Genomic DNA, 17,964 nt, shown 5'->3' with positions numbered 1-17,964 from the left:
TCACTCACCCCCCTGATCCTCCCAGGCGACCGGTTCCATGGTCACCCTGGTGCCCAGTTCGGCCAGCAGTTCATCCATCTCCGCCACGAAGCCGGGCATGATGGCAATGCGGATGATGCCGGCCACATTATCCACCGTGCTCATGGTGTTCATCCCCTCATAGGCCTCCAGGATGAACTTGAGGTAGACCATATCCCGGTGCTTGACCCGGAAATAACGGCAGACGGCATCGGACAGGGGGACTTCGGGGGAAAACGGGCTGGGGCGAGGAGGTTGAAAACGCATCACGGGGCCTCTTCCCCCTGGATGGCCACCCGGCCCGCCCGTCCGGGGATCTCGCCCATGAAGAGCCGGCATGCCGGCACGTTGGCAACCTGGCGCGCCGCCTCGCCCAGGGTGATGCAGCGGATGCCCTCTGCCGCGAAACGCTCCAGCAGGCGGACAAACGAGGCGCGGATGGCGCCCCCCTCCAGTTCGGCGTGGATGGTCAGCACATTGAGCCCGTCATGCAACTGGGCCAGGTAGTAGTCGTGGATGTTGTCGGGGGTGACGCCGTTCTCGCCCAGGATCTCGTCGGCGGTCGGCAGGGTGGTCGGGATCTGGAGGGTGCGGAAACGGCGGCCGTCCATGACCGGGTAGAAGGGGTGGGTGCCGCGCCCGTCGCTGCAATAGCTCAATCCCATGGCGTCCTGCACCTCCAGGGAATCGGGCGACACGGTCCAGCCGGGGGCTGCCGTGGTTACGGCGCGATGGCCCAGGATCTCCTCGAACTGGGCGCTGGCCAGGCCCAACTCCATGGCGGTCACGCGCTTGGGAAACCAGGGGAGGTAATCGTGCCATTTGACATGGTCCCAGCAGTGGATGCCGACCTCGTGGCCGCGCTGTTCCGTGGCCCGCAGCACGCCGGGAAAGGCCGCCCCGATCATGGGCGCCGGCAACAGCGTGCCGTAGAGCATGGTTTTGATGCCGTAGGCCGCCGGCGCCTTGGTGCGCAGCATCTTCTTGAGGAAGCCCTTGCGGGTGAAGATACGCCGGATGGCCTTGCCCGAATTGTCCGGCCCCAGGGAAAAATAGAAGGTGGCCGAAACCCCGAAGCGGGCCATATCCTCCAAAAGCGCCGGTACGCCGTCGCGCGTCCCGGCATAGGTATCCACATCCACCTTCAGTGCAACGATCTTGTCAGCCATGAAACGCCGCTCTCCTGCCCATGTGTGCCATAGGGGCGCAGTCTAGCAAGGTTTGGCCGCCGTGTACAACCCAAATATGGTTATTCCGCCGCGACAGCGGTCGTCTTGATGTTTTCTTGATATTGCCGCGGGGCATCTTGATACTTTCTTAATGGCTGTGATGGTAGATTGAAATGATTACATCATAAGCTACACTCGTCTTAAACTATCGCATTGCAGCCATGGCACAGGCCACCGCTCGCGGAGAAACAGATGGAACCGGAAAACGATCCCGCCGACAGCAGCATCTTCAAGAAGATCGCCCGCGCCGTATTCGGAAGCCCGAAACTCATCAAGGACCCGCATCTCTTCCACAAGATGTCCCTCATCCCCATACTGGCCTGGGTCGGCCTGGGGGCCGACGGCCTCTCCTCCTCGGCCTACGGGCCCGAGGAGGCCTTCCGCGCCCTGGGGCAGCACACCTACCTGGCCATCCTTCTGGGCCTGGCCACGGCCGTCACCGTTTTCATCATCTCCTACGCCTACTCGCGGATCATAGAGCACTTCCCCCACGGCGGCGGGGGCTACATCGTGGCGACCCACATGCTGGGGGAAAAGGCGGGGGTGGTCTCGGGCAGCGCCCTTTTGGTGGACTACGTGCTGACCATCACCGTGTCCATCGCGGCCTGCGTGGATGCCATGTTCAGCTATGTCCCCCACCAGTTCCACCACTATAAGGTCCCTTTCGCCTGTTTCCTGGCGGTGGTCCTCATAATTCTCAATATCCGCGGGGTCAAGGAGTCCATTTCGGTCCTGGCGCCGATCTTCGCCACCTTTGTGGTTACCCACATCCTGATGCTGCTGGACGGCATCTTCACCCATACCGACCGCTTCGCACCGATCACCCGGGATTTCAGCAGCGGACTCCACCAGGACCTCTCCACCATCGGCTTCTTCGGCATCCTGCTCTTGTTCATGCGGGCCTATTCCCTGGGCGGCGGCACCTATACCGGCATCGAGGCGGTGTCCAACGGCCTGCAGATCATGCGCGAACCGCGGGTGCAGACCGGCAAGCGGACCATGGTCTACATGGCCGCCTCCCTGGCCTTCACCGCCGGGGTGCTCTTCCTCTGCTACTCCCTCATCGGCGTCAGACCGGTGGAGGGGAAGACCCTCAACGCCGTCCTGGCCGACGGCCTGTTCAGCGACTGGCCCATGGGGCACGCGGTAGCCTTCATCACCATCTTCTCGGAGGGCGCCCTGCTCCTGGTGGCCGCCCAGACCGGTTTCGTGGACGGGCCGCGGGTCATGGCCAACATGGCGGTGGATTCCTGGTTCCCCCACCGCTTTGCCGCCCTCTCCGTCAGGCTGACCATGCGCAACGGCATCATGCTCATGGGCACGGCGGCCATTGCACTGCTGCTCTATACCGGAGGATCGGTCGATGCGCTCATCGTCATGTACTCCATCAATGTCTTCGTCACCTTCTCCCTTTCCCAACTGGGCATGTCGCGCTTTTTCATCCAGCGCCGCACGGAAGACCCGAAGTGGCTCCAACACCTGAGCGTGCACCTCGTAGGTCTCGTGATCTGCGCTACCATCCTGGTCATCACCACGGTGGAGAAGTTCGCCGAGGGGGGATGGCTGACCCTGCTGATCACTTCGGTGGTCATCGCCCTTTGCTACCAGATCAAGGGGCATTACACCAGGGTGCGCCGGGGGATCGCCCAACTGGACGAAGCCCTGCTGGACTTTCCCATCACCCGTCCCTATAACGACGCGCCCCTGAACCGCAACGATACCACCGCCATCCAACTGGTCTCCGGCTACAGCGGCTTTGGCGTGCATACCCTGCTCTCGATCCTGACCATCTTCCCCCAGACCTACAAGAACGTGGTGTTCGTCTCCGTGGCGGTGGTCGACTCCGGCTCCTTCAAGGGGGCCGAAGAGGTGGAGGCCCTGGAGGCCTCGGCCAAGGCGGGACTGGAGAAATACGTTAATCTGGCGCGGCGGCTCGGCTTCGCCGCGGACTACCGCATGGAGGTGGCCACCGACGTGGTGGAAACCGTCACCGGTATCTGCAAGCAGGTACACGAAGAGTACCCACGGTCAGTGGTCTTCACCGGCCAGCTCACCTTCAGGCTGGAAAAGTTCTACCACCGGATGCTGCACAACGAGACCGCCTTCGCCATCCAGCGCCGCCTTCAGTGGGACGGCCTCACAACGGTCATCCTCCCCATACGGGTGCGGAGTTGAAGTCTTGATACCTTCTTGACGGGCCTGCACCCCATTTTGACACACACCTTATGAGACCCCTGATATCCTGTAATCGTAGCAGGAACGCGCACAGGAGGCGGGCCATGAAAGTCTACCAGTTCAACCCGGATAACGGCATCTATGCCGGCGAGCTGTTCGAAAATGATGAGACGCTGAAATACGTGGCAGGAGTCACCACCATCGCCCCGCCCCCCTATGGGCCGGGCCAGGTTCCGGTCTTCGACCCGGACAAGCAGGCCTGGGATACCATGCCCGCCGCGCCGCTCCACCGGAATCCCCCTTCTGTTCATTAGAATTCCGATATGGACACACCGGGGCAATGGGCTATAATGGAACCATGCCACCCCCCCAACGAGGCTTGCCCCATGCCCGCTAACGGCGACGACAACCGCCCCTCCCCCGAAACCCTCCTGAAACGCGCCCAGGCCGAGGAAGCCGAGGCGGATCAGGCACACCGGGGAAAACTGAAGATCTTCCTCGGCTATGCCGCCGGGGTCGGGAAGACCTATGCCATGCTGGAGGCCGCCCGGCAGCGCCGCAGCGAGGGACGCGACGTGGTGGCGGGGTACGTGGAGTCCCACGGCCGCTCCGAGACCGACGCCCTGCTGGAGGGCCTGGAAGTCCTCCCCCGGAAGGAGTTCATCCACCAGGGGGTGCGACTCCCCGAGATGGACCTGGACGCATTGCTGGCCCGCAAGCCACAGATCGCCCTGGTGGACGAGCTGGCCCACAGCAACGCCCCCGGAGCACGCCACGACAAGCGCTGGCAGGACGTGGAGGAACTCCTGGCCGCCGGCATCGATGTCTTCACCACGGTCAACATCCAGCATTTCGAAAGCCTGAACGACGTGGTCGCCCGGATCACCGGCGTGGTCGTACGGGAAACCCTCCCCGATCACCTGCTGGACACCGCCTTCGAGATCAGGCTGGTGGACATCCCCCCCGAAGACCTGCTGCAACGCCTCCACGAGGGGAAGGTCTACATCGCCAACCAGGCGGCCAAGGCCATGGAGAAGTTTTTCAGGCCGGGCAACCTGATGGCCCTGCGGGAGTTGTCCCTGCGCCGCACCGCCGCCCGGGTGGACGACCAGATGCGGGCCTATATGGAGACTCAGGCCATCACCGGCCCCTGGGCCGCCACGGAGCGGCTCCTGGTCTGCGTCAGCGGCAGCCCCTACAGCGAAAAGCTGATCCGGGCCACCTGCCGCCTGGCGGAAGAGCTGAAGGCCCAATGGTACACCGTCTATATCGAGACCCCGGGCAGCGGCAAACACGCCAGGGAGAATCGGGAGCATGTGTGGCGCGACCTGCGCCTGGCCGAGAGTCTGGGCTCCCAGGTCGCCTCCGTCACCGCCCCCACGGTGACCGACGCGATCCTGGACTATGCCGCGCGGCATAACGTCACCAAGATCGTCATGGGTAAACCGACCCGGCCGCGCTGGCGCGAACTGGTTGCCCCCCCCGTGGTGGACCGGGTCATCCGCCACAGCGGCGCCATAGACGTGGTGGTGGTCAGCTTCGCATCGCCCGGAGAAGCGGCCCGGCGGCCGAAGCGGGCCGTGCCGGGGGCGCCGGATTTCCGGGGCTACGGGGCGAGCCTCCTGCTCGTCGCTGCGGTTTCGGTGGTGTGCGAATTTTTCCGGCCCCTCCTGGACCCCACCAACATGGTCATGTTCTACCTCCTGGCGGTGGTGGTCGCCGCGGTGCGCCTCAGCCGGAAACAGGCCGTGGTTACCTCCTTTTTGGGGGTGTTGGCCTTCGATTTCTTCTTCGTCCCCCCCCGCCTCACCTTTGCCGTGGCCGACGCCCAATACCTGATCACCTTCATCGCCCTGTTCACCGTTGGGGTGGTCATCAGTACGCTGGTGGCCCGATCAAAGGAGCGGGCCGAGGCGATGCGGACCCGGGAGGTGCAAACCGCGAGCCTCTACTACCTGAGCCGGGACCTGGCCGCCGCCGTGGATATCGGCGCCGTCATGAAGGCACTGATCAGGAATGTGGAGGAGGCCCTGAACGCGCACGTGGCCCTGTTCCTGCCCGAGGGGGAACGGCTCGACGTCATGGCGGCAAGCAGCGGCCTGACTATCGACGCCAAGGAACAGGCCGTGGCCGACTGGGCCTTCCGCAACCGTCACCCGGCCGGGCGCGGGACCGACACCCTCGTCTCCGCCGACCTGCTCTACCTCCCCCTGCAGACCCCGGCCAGCACGCTGGCCGTCATGGGGGTGCGCCTGGAAAACGAGGTGGAGTACCGCTCCACCGAGAGCCGGCGGCTCCTGGACGCCTTTGCCACCCAGGCCGCCATGGCCATGGAACGGGTGCAGTTCTCGCGGCAGGCCGAGCAGGCCCAGGTACTCCAGGCCCGGGAAAACCTGGAGCGCGCCCTGCTCAACTCCATCTCCCACGACCTGCGCACCCCCTTGGCATCGGTTACCGGCGTCCTCACCAGCCTCAGGGACGAGGGGGCGCACCTGAGCGACCCGGCGCGCCGCGAACTTCTGGATACCGCCTGCGGCGAGGCCGAGCGTCTGAACCGTTTTGTCGGCAACCTGCTGGACATGACCCGCATCGAGGCCGGCGCGGTCAGGCTCAACCTGGAACCGTGCGACGTGCAGGACCTGGTGGGATGCGCCCTGGCGGTACTGGAGCCGCGCATCGAAAACCGGGAGATCTCGTTCAGGATGCTCCCGGTCATGCCGCTGGTGCCCATGGACCTGGTTCTGATGACCCAGGTTCTGGTCAATCTCCTGGAGAACAGCGTGAAATACTCGCCCCCCGCCACACCGATCGAGATTGCCGCCAAGACCTCCGCCACCCGGCTCATCATCGAGATAACCGACCACGGCCCCGGCGTTCCCGAAAAGGATCTCCAGCGCGTTTTCGACAAGTTCTACCGCATCCCGGTCCCCGAGGGCGCCGGGGGGACCGGCCTGGGGCTCTCCATCTGCAAGGGGATCGTGGAGGCGCACGGCGGCACGATCAGGGCGGAGAACCGTCCGGGGGGAGGGCTCGGGATCGTGCTGCACCTGCCGCTCGATCCGGGCAGCCTGCCGGGCTTGTAGGGCATGAACAGAGTAGTATCCGGGACGGGTTTCCCGGCCGCATCCTCCGGGAGGACATCCCCTGTGAGACCTTCAAGAGAGAACACGACTGACGGAAAGGGCGCGCGACATGGCCGATGAAAAGAGTTCCCTCCTGCCCCGCATCCTGGTAATCGACGACGAACTGGCGATACGCCGCTTTCTCCATACCATTCTGTCCAACGAGGAGTTTTCCCTGCACGAGGCGGAAGGCGGCCACAGCGGGCTGGCGGCGGCAGCCGCATTCCGGCCGGATGTGATCCTGCTCGACCTGGGGCTGCCGGACCTGGACGGGATCGAGGTCATCAGGCGCATCCGCGAATGGTCCCAGGTCCCGATCATCGTGCTCTCGGTGCGGGAGCGGGAGGACGACAAGGTCGCCGCCCTGGACGCCGGCGCCGACGACTACCTCACCAAGCCGTTCGGCGTGGGCGAACTGCTGGCCCGCATCCGGGCCTCGCTGCGCCGCACGCTCCAGCAGGCCGCGGAACCGGTTTTTACCAGCGGCGGCCTCACCCTCGACCTGAACCTCCGCCGGGCAACCGTCAACGGCGTCGAGGTCCCCTTGACCCCCACCGAGTACGACCTGCTCAGGCTGCTGGTCACCCATGCCGGCAAGGTGCTGACCCACAGCCAGATACTCAAGCAGATCTGGGGCATCGCCTACCAGGAACAGCCCCACGTGCTGCGGGTGAACGTCAGCAACCTGCGCCGCAAGATCGAGGCGGACCCTTCACGTCCGCGCTACATCGTCACCGAACCGGGCGTGGGATATCGGCTCAAGATTATCGAATAACGCGGCGAGACGCGGCCATGAAGATTGACCTCTGTGACGCGGGACCCGGCCCCTATCCCGGAGGCGCCCCCGAGCAGGCGGCCGTGGCGAACCGGCAGACCATGGAATGGGGGCTGCGCCGGAAGCCCCTCCAGAAAAAACATTGAGCGCATACGCCTCCGGTGGTATAAGTTGTAATTTTTCGGAGGCATTGCGTGGTAAAACATGTGGAAGCCGACTCCTACTGGGGCGGCATCATCAAATCAATGGGACTGGTGTTCGGCGACATCGGTACCAGCCCCATTTATACCCTGACCGTCATCATCGCCTTGACCAAGCCGACCCAGGAGAATGTCTTCGGCATCATCTCCCTGATCGTCTGGACCCTGATGATCCTGGTCAACATCGAGTACGCCCTCCTGGCCATGAGCCTCTCCCGCAAGGGCGAGGGGGGGACCATCGTGCTGCGCGAGATCCTGGTGCGCATGATCAAGCCGGGACGCCAGATGGTCTTCGTGACCTTTCTCTCCTACCTGGGTGTCGCCCTGCTCTTGGGGGACGGTGTCATCACGCCGGCCATCAGTATCCTCTCGGCCGTGGAAGGGGCTCTGCTGATCCCGTCCCTGAGCGGCCTCTCCCAAGGCGCCATCATACTGGGCGCCGCCGTCATCGCCATAATCCTGTTCATCTTCCAGTTCAAGGGAACCGACAAGGTGGCCAAGGCCTTCGGGCCGATCATGCTGGTCTGGTTCGCCTCCCTGACCCTTTCAGGCACCCTCTCCCTGACCTCCTTTCCCGGCATCATCGCCGCCATGAGCCCCCACTACGCCATCGCGTTCCTGGCCAAAAACGGCCTGGCCGGTTTCTTTGTCCTGTCGGAGGTCATCCTCTGCGCCACCGGCGGCGAGGCGCTCTATGCCGACATGGGGCACCTGGGGCGCAAGCCGGTCAAGCGGGCCTGGTATCTGGTCTTTGTCGCCCTGGTGATCAATTACCTGGGGCAGGGCGCCTTCATCATCACCCATCCCGACGCCAAGAACATCCTGTTCGGCATGGTCCAGTCCCAGTCGGCGCTGCTGTATGTCCCCTTTCTGGTACTGACCATCATGGCCACGGTGATCGCCTCCCAGGCCTTGATCAGCGGCGTGTTTTCCATCGTCTACCAGGGTATCACCACCCGTATCCTGCCGCTCTTGAAGGTGGACTACACCTCCCATTACCTCAAATCGCAGATCTACATCGGCGCCGTCAACTGGCTCTTGCTGGCCCTGGTGATCATGATCATGCTGATCTTCAAGAAGTCCGACAACCTGGCGGCGGCTTACGGCCTGGCGGTGACCGGCACCATGACCATCACCGGCATCATGATGGTCATGATCTTCTCCCGCACCAAGAAGAAGTGGAAGGTGCCGGTGGCCCTGTTCGTGACCCTGATCGACGCCGCCTTCCTGACGTCGAATCTTCACAAACTCCCTGCCGGCGGCTACTGGTCGCTGATTCTGGCATCCATCCCCCTGGGGGCCATCCTCATCTGGACCAAGGGACAGCGGGCCCTGTACCGCGCCCTGAAGCCGCTGGACCTGGAAACCTACCTGATGAGTTACGAGCAGATCTACCACAAGGGGCACATAGCCGGAACCGGCCTGTTCTTCGTCAAGGAGTACGACACCATCCCGCCGTACCTCGTGCACTGCACCATCCGCAGCAACATCATCTACGAGCGCAATGTGCTGATCTCCATCATCCGCACGGACGAGCCCTATGGCCTGAAAAGCAACCTGACCACCGGCCTGGGAACCGGCCTGGACGCCTTTGAAGTCATCGCCGGCTACATGGAGATGTTCGACATCGAACAGTTGCTCAAGGATAAGGGCATCCTGGAAAAGGTCATCTTCTACGGCATCGAGGACATCGCCACCGCCAACCCGGTCTGGAAGGTCTTCTCCGCCATCAAGAAACTGACCCCCAACTTCGTGCAGTTCAACAAACTCCCCGCAGCCAAGCTGCAAGGGGTCATTACCCGTGTTGAGATGTAGATGCGTGAAAATTTAGCTGCCCCATTTCAACGCAGAAAGAACGTCATCCAATCATGATCAACTGGTTATTGCTGGTGGTCGCCCTGGGCATCATCCTGCTGGGGGCGACCGTTTTTACGAACGGCCTGGAGTGGTTCGGCAAGAAGATGAACCTGTCGGACGGCGCCGTGGGGAGTATCTTTGCCGCCATCGGCACGGCCCTGCCCGAGACCCTGGTGCCGATCATCGCCATCCTGTTCGGTTCCAAAGCCGCCGGCCACGAGATCGGCGTGGGGGCCATCATCGGCGCCCCCTTCATGCTGGGCACCCTGGCCTTCTGCATCAGCGGGATCGCGGTCATGGTCAACCGCGGCAAGAGGGACGACTACCCGGTCATGCGGGTGGACACCATCGTCATGCGCCGCGATATGGAATACTTCATGGCACTCTACGCCCTGGCCATCGCCGCCTCGTTCCTGGGGGGGCACCCGGTGATCAAGACCTTCATCGCCCTGGCGCTGCTCCTGACCTACGGCGGTTACGTGCTCAGGACCCTGCGGGGGGGCAACGGCAATCACGAGGTCGAGGAGGCCGACCTGGACCCGTGCTATTTTGCGCCAAAATCCCATGACCCCCACATGAGCATCATCACGTTCCAAGTGCTCGGGTCACTGCTCCTGATCGTATGGGGTTCGTATATCTTTGTGGAAAAGGTCCAGGTCATCTCGGCCCAGATGGGGATTTCAGCCTTCGTGCTGGCCATGATCATCGCCCCGATCGCAACCGAACTGCCGGAGAAGTTCAACAGCGTCATCTGGATCAGCAAGGGGAAGGATACCCTGGCGATCGGCAACATCACCGGCGCCATGGTCTTTCAGGGGGCGGTCATCACGGCCATCGGCATCCTGATGACCGAATGGCGGCTGGAGGCCACGGCCCTGACCACCGTGGGCATCACCTTCGCTTCGGTGGGGATGGCCTACTGCCAGATCCGCTGGAAACGGCACCTGACGCCGGGGACGTTGTTGGCGGGGGGGATTTTCTACCTGGCGTTCATCGGCTTTGTCGTGCTGGGGAGAGGCTGAATCCGGGACGCCGGAATGCCGCAGCGCCCGGAAGAGCCGGGGCCCGCACGCCGCCATGCCGTAACATCCCACGCCCCCGGACGCCCCCCGACTGTCTGTTGCACATCATTCAAACACAAAGGCAGAGGCCTTCCGGACCAGCGGAGGCATGGAGGCGTCACGGGTTCAGGGAAAACCTCATCCCCTGCCGGCTGTCGCGCCGCTCCAGTTCGGCATCGATCAGATTGAGCACCTCGAACTTGTTCAGCGACCAGAGGGGCGCCACCAGGTTGTCCCGCCCCCCGTCGCCGGTCAGGCGATGGATCAGGACCGTCGGATCGAGCAGTTCCAGGAAATCGCACACCAGTCCGGCGTAGCCGTCCCGGTCCAGCAGTGCCACCTCGCCCCGCCCGTACATCTCCGCCAGGCGGGTTCCCTTCATCACATGCAGCAGATGCAGCTTGACGCCGTCCACGCCGCGGCGGTTCAGTTCGCCCGCCATGGCCAGCATCTCCTCCCGCGATTCCCCCGGCAGCCCCAGGATCACATGGGCGCAGACCCGTATCCCGCGGGCCTTGGCCCGTTCGAGGGCATCCACGAAACAGGCGTAGTCGTGGCGGCGGTTAATGAGCGCCAGGCTCTTGTCGTGGATGGATTGCAGCCCCAGCTCCAGCCAGAAATAGGTCTGCTCCCCCAGGCGGGCCAGGAAATCCAGCACCGGGTCGGGCAGACAGTCGGGTCGGGTGGCGGCGATGATGCCGACCACGCCGGGGACCGAGAGCGCCTCGTCGAACAGCGCCTGCAGATGTTCCACCGGCGCGTAGGTATTGGAATAGGCCTGGAAATAGGCGATGAATTTTTCCGCCCGGTACTTGCGGCGCATGACCTCCTTGCCGTCCTCCACCTGGGCGGCCACGGAGAGTTCGGGACGGATGCTGTAGGCCCCGGAGCCGGACCCGCCGCAGAAGATGCACCCCGCCCGGTCCAGGGTCCCGTCCCGGTTGGGACAGGTAAAGCCGGCATCCACGGAGATGCGTTGCACCTTGCAGCCGAAGATGCGCTTCAACTCGTCGGAAAAGGTATTATACCGTTTGGGTTGGGACACTTGTAGGTCTCTGAAAACTCAGGTTGTTCAAAAATAGTCAGATCGTCGCACCCGCAGGAAGCACCGCGGAGGCGCCCTCACCCGGCCTTTGGCCACCCTCTCCCAGGGGGAGAGGGTAACGGTATTCCTTCTCCCTTTGGGAGAAGGATAGGATGAGGGGCGCTACGCCGCACAATTCAGCTTGCCAAATTGGACCGCGAAGGCGCCCGAAGGGTGAGGCCAAAGGCCTCAGTTACAAAAGGGCTTTCGAGGACGAAGGTCCGATGGCTGTTTTTCAACAACCCGTTAGTGCTTCTTCTCCGGCCGCTCCACCCAGCACTGTTCCACGGCCAGGGACTTGAGGAACTCTCCGGCGAAGAGGAACTTGCCCAGGGGCACCGGCACGCTGATGAAATCCTTGCCGCGCCCCACCGTGAGCGCATAGCCGCTCTTTCCGCCCCGTTCCCATTTTTCCACGGCCAGGGTGGTCACCGTCTCCGCCGCCTGCTCGCTGCCCGGGAACTTGTGGGGGGCGAGCTTTTCCTTGCACGGGGCCGAGGAGGCCGCCACCTGGGCGATCATCACCCCCAGGGCAAAGGCCTCGTCCGGTTCGCAGATGAAGCGGATCTGGGTCACCTCGTCCGGCTTGGTCTTGGGGGTCAGCTTGAAGAAGCGCAACTGCACCCTGCCGGCGCGCTCCGTGACCTGTCCTCCCTCCTCGTGGGCCTTGAACGCCTCGCGGATTTCCACGCCGGTGGCTTGGGAAAAGATCTCGGAGCAGCGGTACCGCTTCAGGTCGTCGGTCTGTGGCATGACATCCTCCTTTTCGGATTCGGAATTGTGCCTGCAAGGGGCTGCCCTACGCCCCGATGATCTTCACCAGTACCCGCTTTTTCCGCATGCCGTCGAACTCGCCGTAGAAAATCTGCTCCCACGGCCCCAGGTCCAGCTTGCCGTCGGTCACCGCCACCACCACTTCCCGCCCCATGATGGTCCGCTTGAGGTGGGCGTCGGCGTTGTCCTCGTAACCGTTGTGACGGTAGCGGGAATAGGGTTTTTCCGGCGCCAGCCCCTCCAGCCACTCCTCGAAATCCTGGTGCAGGCCGGACTCGTCGTCGTTGATGAACACGCTGACGGTGATGTGCATGGCGTTTCTATAGCAAATTTAGTTACGCCGGGATGCCGTTTCAATCGAGCGGGATAATATGAACGTGGTAAAAATACGTTCTGAGTTAGATTGCTCTCCTAAGAGTGTATGGAATGTAACGCGTGCCCACAATCCCGCCCGACCCATATACGTAACCACTCTGACGAAGAATCTGTCCGTCCGCACTTTCGATTCTGTAAGCCGTCATTTGAAGATTCTTGATGATGTTACTTTTAGTGTTAAGGGTTGCGCTACCTTCGGCTATTCCATATGCCTCTGACAAAACAATACCCTCCTTTAATTCAAGGTCGGATATTTTGTACTTTAGTTTAAAACTTATTGCTAGTATTTCAAAAGCTTCTGTTAAAAATACATCAATTTTTGAGTCGCATATCTCAATTTCTGAATAAGAACTGTCCTGAACAGAAGCTTTGACTGTATTGATTACTTGTTCATCAATAGCAGAAGTCACTAACTTTACATCTGGTTTAGGTATTTTTTCCTGTATTGTTTCGAGATATGCCCCTATGTTGTGGTAGAGTTGGATATTTGCTTCAAATCGCTTGAGATCTTCGCGCAGGGGGTAAGCCATACCATTCTCGAACTTATCTTTATGGTAGAAAGCTGCATCAGCAGTTATTAGGATTAAGTCTTCGCGAGTTCTGCGTGCTATGTCCAAACACATTTCCCAAATCATGCAGTCTCTAAATTCTTCTTTCTTATGGGCGGGAGGAAGATGGTTGAGAACTCTTTGGAGAGCTGACTCTAGGTGTTCGCTCTTGTGGTTGTCCACTTTTAAAATAGTGCCAATATCAACCAATCGCCCATTAACACTTTTATAAACTTCTTCCGGCGATGGAATCGTCACTTCCTGGCTTTTTCCAATGAATGCACGTATGGTCGAAAGACCGGCTTCTATTTCTTCGGCAGCCTCTTGGATTTCTTTCACTACCCCATTCATGATTTCGCATTGGGTTACGTCGGAAAGAAGAAGGACACTATCGGTATTTTTTATTGCCCAGAGTAAGGCAGCACCCATTCCAGACCTTAGTAGACGCTCTTTTAACCATACATTTGCATCAAGAGCCACTATAGTCATCTTATTCTCCAGTATTTGATATTGACATGCTGGCTATCTTGCCTTTTATTTGTTATGTGGGACATTAATAGATATAAAAAATACAACTGAATCATGTGATATATTATCAACTCTTACAGAATATTCTTCATAATCAAATTTATATCCGACTTTATCTGTGTTTACTCGGAACGGTTTTTTACCCAAGGAGACTAAAATAGCATGTAATAAGTGGTGATTTTTCTTTGCAGTGGTAATATCGGCTGAAATTGATAGGTTATTATCGAATAGATGCTGAGTACCACCGTTTGCAACAGTTACGCTGGTTGATGCCAGAGATAACTTTACGGTACTGATGCTAGACGTGGAGCTAGCTCCGTGTACTTGAACTATAGCATTGTGCTTCTCTGGGGTCTGTATAATGCCTTTAGCCACCAAAGAATTTTCAAGATCTAAAATTGTTGCTTTAATATCTCCGATGATTTGGTTTTGTCCATATTCAAGCTCTACTATCTCTTTATTTAATGCCAAACTATTTTCAATTTTATCTTTAAGCATGCTTTGCGACTCTATTTGTGCTTCAGACTTCAGTCGTAAATCTTTATTAATATTAGCTAATTGACTATTTAGTAGGGCGTTTTCTTCACTTTTTTCTGCAAGTTTCTTCTGCATTTCTAATTGTTTCTCGGTATCCTCACGTAATAAACTTTGATTATCGGCAATTTCACGGTTCAGTTTCGATATTTCCTCACTCTTCTTTGTTAACTGGTCACTCTTGATTGTTAATTGCTTTTGAGAATCTGCTATTTCTTTTGCGGCTTTAGCTTGGAGGTTAGAAGAACGAACAGTAGCGACACCTGTAAAAAGTAGCCCAACCATGGTTAATACAACTCCAGCGTAATAAAGGTTGTTTGGGTCACTAAAAAATTTCATAACCTTTGTCTCCAAGTGCCTTGAATATGCTATTCTCCAATTATCTTGACAAGGACCCGCTTTCTACGCATCCCATCGAATTCGCCGTAAAAGATCTGCTCCCACGGCCCCAGGTCCAGCTTGCCGTCGGTCACCGCCACCACCACCTCCCGCCCCATGATGGTCCGTTTGAGGTGGGCGTCGGCGTTGTCCTCGTAACCGTTGTGACGGTAGCGAGAATAGGGTTTTTCCGGCGCCAGCCCCTCCAGCCACTCCTCGAAATCCTGGTGCAGACCGGACTCGTCGTCGTTGATGAACACGCTGGCGGTGATGTGCATGGCGTTGCACAACAGAAGCCCCTCCCGGATGCCGCTCTCCCGGAGGCACTCCGCCACCCGGGAGGTGATGTTGATCAGCTCCCGGCGGCTTTTTGTCTCGAACCATAACTCCTTGCGATAGCTCTTCATGGGGGCCACCTGTCAATAGCGGTTGCGCTTCACCTTGTCGTACTGTAGAGCATCGGCCGGGACCGGCTTTTTGTCCTCCGCCGGATGGCCGATACCGATGATGCACACCACCCCAAGCCGTTCCGGCAGGCCGAGGAGCTTGCGGATATACTCCTCCGCCGAGCTGTCGGCGTCGTGCTGGCGCTTGCGCATCTGGGCCCAGCAGCTCCCCAGCCCCAGGGAGAGGGCGGCCATCTGCACAAGGATGGCTGCGATGGAGCAATCCTCGACCCACACGTCCGATACGGTCGTGTCGGCGCAGACCACGATGGCCAGCGGCGCTTTTTTGATGAATTGGGAACCATGCTCCTTGGCGCGGGAGAGTTGTTCCAGCAACTCCTTGTCATCCACCACCACGAATTCCCACGGATTCTTGCCACGGGACGAGGGGGCCCGGAGCAGCGCCTCCACCAGCAGGTCCACGGTTTCCGGGGCCACCGGTTCCGGCGTGAAGGCGCGGATGCTGCGGCGCTTCCTCAACAGTTCCATCATGTCGCTCATAGGGTCTCCTTCTGGTTCAATGATTGTCTTTCAATTTTTACCGAGTCTTTCAGAAACGGCGGACCACAAAACTGCCCTGGCGCAGCCGCCGCTCCAACCAGATCCCCAGCCAGCGTTTCAGGAGCGTGCGGGTGGCGGGGATGAGAAAAAACAGGCCGATGAAGTCGGTGAAGAAGCCGGGGATCAGAAGGAGAATCCCCCCCGCCAGGATGAGGGCGCCGTCCAGGATAGGGGCTCCCGGCAGACGCCCCGCCGCCAGTTCGTCGCGGATGGCGACGACGACCCGGAACCCCTGGGACCTGGCCAGCCAGGCCCCGGCCAGGGAGACGGCCAGCAGGGTCGCCACGGTCGGAAGCACGCCGATAACCCGGCCGATCAGGATCAACAGCCAGACCTCGATGATCGGGACAATGGTACATATCAGGAAGAGGCGCAGGAGCATGGGTCACATCCTGCCCGGCTCACGGTTGGCGCGGCCAGATACGGTGTCTATGGGATGCATGACGAGGTGGGGTTGTCGCGTGGCGGATATCATGGCGTAGTGAACCACGGGAATACCCTTGCTGTCAAGAGGGGCGGGAGGTGGGCCTAACGGTACGGAACGATGTTGCAACTCTCCGACGTGGCGTCGAACACGATCCTGGCCTTCCCCTCCCGCAACTGCCGGAGGACCTGCTCGATCTTCTGGTCCAGGGTATAGGTATAGCTGGCCTCCCCCGACTCCTCCCACTCTCGGGTCACAAACTCGCCGATCAGGTTGCGCAGGGTATCCGGGTTGATGAGTTCATAGGGGATCTCCACCCCCTCTTCATGGTGATCGGTCTGCTCTGTGGTGGACATGCTTCCCCCCATCCCTCTCCCCTATTCCGGCTCCGCCAGAAGCAGCCGGTTCTTGGGGGTGATATCCCCCGGAATCCGCTGGGTAACCACCCGGTATCCCTGGGAGCGGAGCCGGGCCACCCGGGCCGCGTCCATGGCCAGCGGGCCGTCCAGCCATCCCTCCAGGCCGCCCAGGTCGGCCCCCTTCAGGTCGTGGCAACAGGGCAATACCGCCACCCTGGCCCGCGCCTCCACCGCCCGGTCCAGGACCAGGTCCGTCAGCCCTCCGCAGGCGTGGGCCGACACCACCACATCGTCCCGGTGCAACGCCACCGTTTCCAGGTCGGCCTCCACAAACCGGGTGCGTCCGTGCAGGCGCGGCCAGGCCGCGTCCATGGCCGCCGCCAGGGTCGCGGCGCTCTTGGGTATCCGGCGATCCACGGCCAGGGCCAGGGGCGAGCTGTCGTCCAGCAGGAGCAGAACCTGGGCCAACAGCCCGTGGCCGCAGGCCAGGTCCACGATCCGTCCCCCCCGGAAACGGCGACGCACCCGGCGGGCCACCTCCCACGCCTCGTACAGCTCCTTGCGCGGCAGGCAGCCGGCAGCGCACACCGCCCGGCCCACGGCGTCGAACAGGGTGTCGCCGCCGAAGTGGGGGAGAAGCTTTTCCGTAAGTCTATTGCGCGAGGAGCGATCCATGGTTCTCTACTTTCGTGGTTCCCGGTATGCACAAGTCCCCTCCCCCAGCGGGGGAGTGCTCGGAGGGGGCTTGTGCTTAAACCCTGCTCGCCTCGTTCTTGTGGTAGACGTTGAAGAAGATCACGCTGTTGTCCCCCACCTGGCGGCAGAAACCGCACTTCTCTTCCAGGCTCTTGGCCTGTTTGCGGCAAGCCTCGCACCAGTTGTAGATGAGGCGGTACTCGCTCCGGCCCACATACTTCTTGAGGCGGCCGTGGTGTTCGCCGTGCATCCAGCCGTCGGCGTCGCCGGGGTTGTTGAGGATGCGGTCGATCACGTCCAGGATGCGGGTATGGCCCGGCGGGTCGTGTTTCTCGATCTTTGCCAGCTTGGCGGCGAAATCCGGGGTGGGGAAGTAGGTGAAGATGGGCATGGTTCACTCCTTAGCGGGAGGGGTAAAAAACCAGAGACATTACCGAATACGCGAAGGCTCATCGGTTTTATCAATAAGGACGCAACTGCGCGCCGCAGCCGATATGCCAGTGGAGATGCTTGGAGGACTGGTAGTCGCCCAGGTTGGTGTACACCCGGCAGGCCCCGAAGCGCTCCATGAAGTCGCGGGAGATCGCCTTGGCCGTGCGCAGCAGTTCCAGGAGCAGGTCGTTGTCCGCCTCTTCCAGGGTGATGAGGGATTCGATGTGGCGCTTGGGGAGCAGCACCACATGATGTTCCCAGAGCGGGTTGGTGTGGTGAAAGGCAAAGACGTGTTCGTTCTCCAGGTACACCGGCACGTCGATGAGGCCTTTCAGGATCTTGTCGCAGTAGAAGTCGCAGGCGGGTGTGGTCATGGTGGCTCGCTGTC

At 60.6% G+C, this 17,964-nt stretch carries 21 protein-coding genes; 7 read left to right on the top strand and 14 right to left on the bottom strand.

The window, feature by feature from the left end; translation table 11 throughout:
• Complete coding sequence (locus F6V30_RS05280; protein ID WP_191965578.1) at positions 1-285, bottom strand: DUF4911 domain-containing protein; 285 nt, start codon at positions 283-285, stop codon at positions 1-3.
• Complete coding sequence (locus F6V30_RS05275) at positions 285-1,187, bottom strand: 4-deoxy-4-formamido-L-arabinose-phosphoundecaprenol deformylase (RefSeq protein WP_151155603.1); 903 nt, start codon at positions 1,185-1,187, stop codon at positions 285-287. Before F6V30_RS05275 ends, F6V30_RS05280 begins: the two co-directional genes overlap by 1 nt.
• Before the next feature lie 252 nt (positions 1,188-1,439).
• Here F6V30_RS05275 and F6V30_RS05270 point away from each other — a divergent pair, with 252 nt between their 5' ends.
• The 7 genes from F6V30_RS05270 (at position 1,440) to F6V30_RS05245 (ending at position 10,398) form a co-directional block, all read left to right on the top strand.
• On the top strand, positions 1,440-3,422 hold the full coding sequence (locus F6V30_RS05270; RefSeq protein WP_151155601.1) for an APC family permease: 1,983 nt from the start codon (positions 1,440-1,442) through the stop codon (positions 3,420-3,422).
• Between the two features lie 104 nt (positions 3,423-3,526).
• A complete protein-coding gene (locus F6V30_RS05265; protein ID WP_151155599.1) occupies positions 3,527-3,736 on the top strand; it encodes a hypothetical protein in 210 nt (69 codons plus the stop codon).
• A gap of 72 nt (positions 3,737-3,808) precedes the next feature.
• Entirely contained in the window at positions 3,809-6,505 is a 2,697-nt protein-coding gene (locus F6V30_RS05260; protein ID WP_151155597.1) for a sensor histidine kinase, read from the top strand.
• 109 nt (positions 6,506-6,614) lie between these two features.
• On the top strand, positions 6,615-7,319 hold the full coding sequence (locus tag F6V30_RS05255) for a response regulator (RefSeq protein WP_151155595.1): 705 nt from the start codon (positions 6,615-6,617) through the stop codon (positions 7,317-7,319).
• Positions 7,320-7,336: 17 nt separating this feature from the next.
• Positions 7,337-7,465 (top strand): hypothetical protein, encoded by a 129-nt coding sequence (locus F6V30_RS17425; RefSeq protein ID WP_275938126.1) that lies wholly within the window; start codon positions 7,337-7,339, stop codon positions 7,463-7,465.
• 99 nt (positions 7,466-7,564) lie between these two features.
• Positions 7,565-9,334 (top strand): KUP/HAK/KT family potassium transporter, encoded by a 1,770-nt coding sequence (locus F6V30_RS05250; protein ID WP_151156418.1) that lies wholly within the window; start codon positions 7,565-7,567, stop codon positions 9,332-9,334.
• A 53-nt stretch (positions 9,335-9,387) separates the two neighbouring features.
• The gene (locus F6V30_RS05245) at positions 9,388-10,398 is read left to right on the top strand and encodes a sodium:calcium antiporter (RefSeq protein WP_151155593.1); all 1,011 of its coding nucleotides are present in this window, start codon (positions 9,388-9,390) and stop codon (positions 10,396-10,398) included.
• Between the two features lie 157 nt (positions 10,399-10,555).
• On the opposite strand, the gene mnmL is transcribed toward F6V30_RS05245, so the two are convergent.
• The 12 genes from mnmL to F6V30_RS05185 form a co-directional block, all read right to left on the bottom strand.
• Complete coding sequence (mnmL, locus tag F6V30_RS05240) at positions 10,556-11,482, bottom strand: tRNA modification radical SAM protein MnmL/YtqA (RefSeq protein ID WP_151155591.1); 927 nt, start codon at positions 11,480-11,482, stop codon at positions 10,556-10,558.
• 285 nt (positions 11,483-11,767) lie between these two features.
• Positions 11,768-12,274 carry a hypothetical protein gene (locus F6V30_RS05235; protein ID WP_151155589.1) on the bottom strand — a complete coding sequence of 169 codons (507 nt, stop codon included), beginning with the start codon at positions 12,272-12,274 and terminating at the stop codon, positions 11,768-11,770.
• A 46-nt stretch (positions 12,275-12,320) separates the two neighbouring features.
• On the bottom strand, positions 12,321-12,626 hold the full coding sequence (locus F6V30_RS05230) for a secondary thiamine-phosphate synthase enzyme YjbQ (RefSeq protein WP_420850265.1): 306 nt from the start codon (positions 12,624-12,626) through the stop codon (positions 12,321-12,323).
• Between the two features lie 67 nt (positions 12,627-12,693).
• Positions 12,694-13,707, bottom strand: coding sequence for a PIN domain-containing protein (locus F6V30_RS05225; protein WP_151155587.1), 1,014 nt, complete (start codon positions 13,705-13,707; stop codon positions 12,694-12,696).
• A gap of 45 nt (positions 13,708-13,752) precedes the next feature.
• The gene (locus tag F6V30_RS05220; protein WP_151155585.1) at positions 13,753-14,619 is read right to left on the bottom strand and encodes a hypothetical protein; all 867 of its coding nucleotides are present in this window, start codon (positions 14,617-14,619) and stop codon (positions 13,753-13,755) included.
• A gap of 29 nt (positions 14,620-14,648) precedes the next feature.
• Positions 14,649-15,065: a secondary thiamine-phosphate synthase enzyme YjbQ gene (locus tag F6V30_RS05215; protein WP_151155583.1), complete on the bottom strand. Its 417-nt coding sequence runs from the start codon at positions 15,063-15,065 to the stop codon at positions 14,649-14,651.
• 12 nt (positions 15,066-15,077) lie between these two features.
• Positions 15,078-15,605, bottom strand: coding sequence for a nitroreductase family protein (locus F6V30_RS05210; protein WP_275938125.1), 528 nt, complete (start codon positions 15,603-15,605; stop codon positions 15,078-15,080).
• 49 nt (positions 15,606-15,654) lie between these two features.
• Positions 15,655-16,047 carry an FxsA family protein gene (locus tag F6V30_RS05205; RefSeq protein ID WP_151155581.1) on the bottom strand — a complete coding sequence of 131 codons (393 nt, stop codon included), beginning with the start codon at positions 16,045-16,047 and terminating at the stop codon, positions 15,655-15,657.
• A 146-nt stretch (positions 16,048-16,193) separates the two neighbouring features.
• Positions 16,194-16,445, bottom strand: coding sequence for a YheU family protein (locus F6V30_RS05200; RefSeq protein ID WP_151155579.1), 252 nt, complete (start codon positions 16,443-16,445; stop codon positions 16,194-16,196).
• 21 nt (positions 16,446-16,466) lie between these two features.
• Positions 16,467-17,123, bottom strand: coding sequence for a methyltransferase (locus F6V30_RS05195; RefSeq protein WP_151155577.1), 657 nt, complete (start codon positions 17,121-17,123; stop codon positions 16,467-16,469).
• Between the two features lie 76 nt (positions 17,124-17,199).
• On the bottom strand, positions 17,200-17,535 hold the full coding sequence (locus tag F6V30_RS05190; protein ID WP_151155576.1) for a type II toxin-antitoxin system RelE family toxin: 336 nt from the start codon (positions 17,533-17,535) through the stop codon (positions 17,200-17,202).
• Positions 17,536-17,605: 70 nt separating this feature from the next.
• Entirely contained in the window at positions 17,606-17,950 is a 345-nt protein-coding gene (locus F6V30_RS05185) for an HIT domain-containing protein (RefSeq protein WP_151155574.1), read from the bottom strand.
• Between the last annotated feature and the right edge of the window lie 14 nt (positions 17,951-17,964).

It is taken from the genome of Oryzomonas sagensis (assembly GCF_008802355.1).
Classification (GTDB): domain Bacteria; phylum Desulfobacterota; class Desulfuromonadia; order Geobacterales; family Pseudopelobacteraceae; genus Oryzomonas; species Oryzomonas sagensis.
This window is presented reverse-complemented; position numbering and strand designations above follow the sequence as displayed.

Bases quoted from the DNA above. Each gene is read 5' to 3' on its own strand.
- F6V30_RS05280 (WP_191965578.1), bottom strand. From the start codon at position 285: ATGCGTTTTCAACCTCCTCGCCCCAGCCCGTTTTCCCCCGAAGTCCCC.
- F6V30_RS05275 (WP_151155603.1), bottom strand. From the start codon at position 1,187: ATGGCTGACAAGATCGTTGCACTGAAGGTGGATGTGGATACCTATGCC.
- F6V30_RS05270 (WP_151155601.1), top strand. From the start codon at position 1,440: ATGGAACCGGAAAACGATCCCGCCGACAGCAGCATCTTCAAGAAGATC.
- F6V30_RS05265 (WP_151155599.1), top strand. From the start codon at position 3,527: ATGAAAGTCTACCAGTTCAACCCGGATAACGGCATCTATGCCGGCGAG.
- F6V30_RS05260 (WP_151155597.1), top strand. From the start codon at position 3,809: ATGCCCGCTAACGGCGACGACAACCGCCCCTCCCCCGAAACCCTCCTG.
- F6V30_RS05255 (WP_151155595.1), top strand. From the start codon at position 6,615: ATGGCCGATGAAAAGAGTTCCCTCCTGCCCCGCATCCTGGTAATCGAC.
- F6V30_RS17425 (WP_275938126.1), top strand. From the start codon at position 7,337: ATGAAGATTGACCTCTGTGACGCGGGACCCGGCCCCTATCCCGGAGGC.
- F6V30_RS05250 (WP_151156418.1), top strand. From the start codon at position 7,565: ATGGGACTGGTGTTCGGCGACATCGGTACCAGCCCCATTTATACCCTG.
- F6V30_RS05245 (WP_151155593.1), top strand. From the start codon at position 9,388: ATGATCAACTGGTTATTGCTGGTGGTCGCCCTGGGCATCATCCTGCTG.
- F6V30_RS05235 (WP_151155589.1), bottom strand. From the start codon at position 12,274: ATGCCACAGACCGACGACCTGAAGCGGTACCGCTGCTCCGAGATCTTT.
- F6V30_RS05225 (WP_151155587.1), bottom strand. From the start codon at position 13,707: ATGACTATAGTGGCTCTTGATGCAAATGTATGGTTAAAAGAGCGTCTA.
- F6V30_RS05220 (WP_151155585.1), bottom strand. From the start codon at position 14,619: ATGAAATTTTTTAGTGACCCAAACAACCTTTATTACGCTGGAGTTGTA.
- F6V30_RS05215 (WP_151155583.1), bottom strand. From the start codon at position 15,065: ATGAAGAGCTATCGCAAGGAGTTATGGTTCGAGACAAAAAGCCGCCGG.
- F6V30_RS05210 (WP_275938125.1), bottom strand. From the start codon at position 15,605: ATGAGCGACATGATGGAACTGTTGAGGAAGCGCCGCAGCATCCGCGCC.
- F6V30_RS05205 (WP_151155581.1), bottom strand. From the start codon at position 16,047: ATGCTCCTGCGCCTCTTCCTGATATGTACCATTGTCCCGATCATCGAG.
- F6V30_RS05200 (WP_151155579.1), bottom strand. From the start codon at position 16,445: ATGTCCACCACAGAGCAGACCGATCACCATGAAGAGGGGGTGGAGATC.
- F6V30_RS05195 (WP_151155577.1), bottom strand. From the start codon at position 17,123: ATGGATCGCTCCTCGCGCAATAGACTTACGGAAAAGCTTCTCCCCCAC.
- F6V30_RS05190 (WP_151155576.1), bottom strand. From the start codon at position 17,535: ATGCCCATCTTCACCTACTTCCCCACCCCGGATTTCGCCGCCAAGCTG.
- F6V30_RS05185 (WP_151155574.1), bottom strand. From the start codon at position 17,950: ATGACCACACCCGCCTGCGACTTCTACTGCGACAAGATCCTGAAAGGC.